Annotated in this window: 3 protein-coding genes; all 3 read left to right on the top strand. The window is 74.5% G+C overall.

Annotation, left to right across the window (positions count from 1 at the left end; genetic code table 11):
- A partial coding sequence (locus I59_RS22675; protein ID WP_022903128.1) for a hypothetical protein occupies positions 1–523 on the top strand: 523 nt, incomplete at its 5' end.
- Positions 524–630: 107 nt separating this feature from the next.
- Positions 631–801, top strand: a complete 171-nt coding sequence (locus tag I59_RS06240; RefSeq protein WP_022903127.1) for a CsbD family protein — start codon at positions 631–633, stop codon at positions 799–801.
- Between the two features lie 70 nt (positions 802–871).
- Positions 872–1,852, top strand: a 981-nt coding sequence (locus I59_RS19345; RefSeq protein WP_022903126.1) for an Asp23/Gls24 family envelope stress response protein, incomplete at its 3' end; no start/stop codon positions are given.

The raw sequence follows: 1,852 nt of genomic DNA, 5'->3' as shown, positions 1-1,852 counted from the left end.
CGTGCTCGGCCTGGTCGCCGTCATCGCTGGCCTGACCATCGGCGCCGGCGTGCTGCCCGCGGTCCGTGACGCCCTGAAGCCGTACGTGACGTTGCCGAGCAACGTGAGCGTGCCGGCGGCGTCGCTGTGGATCGTCGCCGGCGTGTGTGTCGTGGTGATCGTGCTCGCGTTGGCGTGGGTGTTCACCCGCGGACGCGGCGGCACCAGCGTCGCCGTCCGGGAACGCGCCGGCGAGGACCAGGTCACGATCAACGTCGCGCTCGTGCGGGACGTGATCGACCACGAACTCCACGGCGTCCGCGACGTCGTCGGCGCCAAGGTCGACACGTACCTCGTCAAGCGGCAGCGCGCGGCCCGGATCCGGGTCAACGTCCGCCGCGGCGGTGACGCGGTCACCGTCCTCGACGCCGTCGACCACGCCATCGGCGTGCTGGACCGCACCCTGGGCCGGCAGGTCCCGGTCCTGGTCCACCTCACCGGCGGCACCCGCGCCGCTCTCGCGAAACTCACCCGCGTGCAGTAGACCGCACCACCCACCGACCACCCCAGACCCCGGGAGGCACACCGCGCCTCCCGGCCGCACCACCAAGGAAACCGGGCTGACGCCCGGACGAGAGAGAGGAGCCCGTCATGGGTCTCGACGACAAGATCAAGAACGCTGCCCAGGACCTCGCCGGCAAGGCCAAGGAGGCCGTCGGCAAGGCGACCAACGACGACCAGAAGGTCGCGGAGGGGCAGAAGGACCAGGCCGCGGCCAGCGCCAAGAAGGCCGGCGAGGACGTCAAGGACGTCTTCAAGTAACCCGTCTCGGACCCGGACGCCGCCCGCCCATGGTGGGCGGCGTCCGTCGTCCCGGAGCAAGGAGGAAGTCATGCAGCACGACCCGAACGCCAGGACACAGATCACCGAGGTACCCCTGCCCGCGGAGCTCACCGAGCCCCTGCCCGCGGACGCCTCGCCCGTCACCGTCGCCGCCCGCACCGCCGCCGAGACCGCACTCGGTGTCCACGGCGTCCACCACCTCGGCAACCTCCTGGCCCGCGCAGCCGACAAGGTGCGCTCCCAGTTCGGCCGCTCCGCCGGGACGACCGGGGTGCAGGTCGACGAGACCGACGGTGCACTCGACGTCGTCGTGTCGATCGTCGTGGAGTACCCCGAGCCCGTGATCGGCGTCGCCGACGAGGTCCGCCGACAGGTCCGCGAGGCCGTCTCGCAACTCGACTTCGCCGCCGTCTCGGTCGACGTCCGGGTGCTCGACGTGCACGGTCCCTTCGACGACGAACCCAGCGCGCTCGACCGGGCCGTCGAGTCCGGGAAGGACGCCGTCGGCCGTGTCCGCGACGCCGCGTCCGAGGCCGCCGCCGACGCCAAGGAGAACGCCGCCGACGTCGCCGAGCGGGCTCGCGATGCCGCATCCCGCGCCGTCGACCGTGCAGGCGACGCCGCGGACACCGCGCGCGAGGCCGTGGCCGACGCCGCCGACCGGGCGCGGGACGCGGTCGCGGACGCGACGGACCGGGCTCGCGACGCTGCCGCGGAGACCGCAGACCGCGCCCGCGACGCTGCCGCGGAGCTCGGGGAGCGCGGTCGTGACCTCGCTGACCGGGCTCGTGACGGTGCCGCGGAGGCTGCCGATCGCGCGCGTGACGGTGCCGACCGTGCCCGCGGTGCCGCCGCCGACGCCGTCGACCACGCGGCCGAGGCCGCCGGCGCCGCACGCGACGCCGCAGTGGACGCGGGTGCCGAGGTCGCGGACCGCGCCGCCCGTGCAGCGGACGACGCCGCTGACTCGGCACGGACCGCCGGCGCGCACGCGGAGGACGCGGTCGCCGACGCTGCCGACGCAGCGGAC

This window comes from Curtobacterium sp. B8 (assembly GCF_000333315.1).
In the GTDB taxonomy this organism is placed as follows: Bacteria; Actinomycetota; Actinomycetes; order Actinomycetales; family Microbacteriaceae; genus Curtobacterium; species Curtobacterium luteum.
This window is presented reverse-complemented; position numbering and strand designations above follow the sequence as displayed.

Excerpts from the sequence above, each read along its gene's own strand:
- I59_RS06240 (WP_022903127.1), top strand. The coding sequence starts at position 631 with ATGGGTCTCGACGACAAGATCAAGAACGCTGCCCAGGACCTCGCCGGC.